The sequence below is a fragment of the Paracoccus sp. S4493 genome (assembly GCF_000967735.1).
Taxonomy (GTDB): Bacteria; Pseudomonadota; Alphaproteobacteria; order Rhodobacterales; family Rhodobacteraceae; genus Paracoccus; species Paracoccus marcusii.
This window is the reverse complement of the sequence record NZ_JXYF01000510.1, coordinates 1-382: the sequence shown is the minus strand read 5'-3', so window position 1 is coordinate 382 and position 382 is coordinate 1. Positions and strand designations below refer to the sequence as shown.

The following is a 382-nucleotide window of genomic DNA, read 5'->3' as shown; positions in this document are numbered from 1 at the left end:
TGATCTGCCCCCCGTTGGTCCCTCGATCATAACGAGAGTCTGCCGGTTTGAGATTGGTATTCGGGGGGTGGTTTCATGGCAAGCGCGCCGGGCGCGGAGCCATCAGGGAGCGCAAGCGTCCGGCGCGCTTCGAGCGGCGTCAGGTTGCCGAGCGAGGAGTGCGGCCTGACAGCGTTGTAGTCGTAGCGCCAGAGGGCGATCTTTCGGCGCGCGTCGTCCAGGGTGTCGAAGATCTCCTCATTCAACAGTTCATCGCGCAGGCTGCCGTTAAACGACTCGATGAAGGCGTTCTGCTGCGGTTTGCCGGGATCGATGTAGTGCCAGGCGACGTCGTTCTGCTCGGCCCATTTCAGGATCGTTCGGCTGGTGAACTCGGTCCCAT

Annotated in this window: 1 protein-coding gene; it reads right to left on the bottom strand. The window is 62.0% G+C overall.

Going from position 1 to position 382, the window contains the following annotated elements; genetic code table 11:
- Positions 1-26 precede the first annotated feature (26 nt).
- The coding region (locus TW83_RS18780; RefSeq protein ID WP_045984311.1) for an integrase core domain-containing protein at positions 27-382 on the bottom strand (356 nt) is incomplete at its 5' end.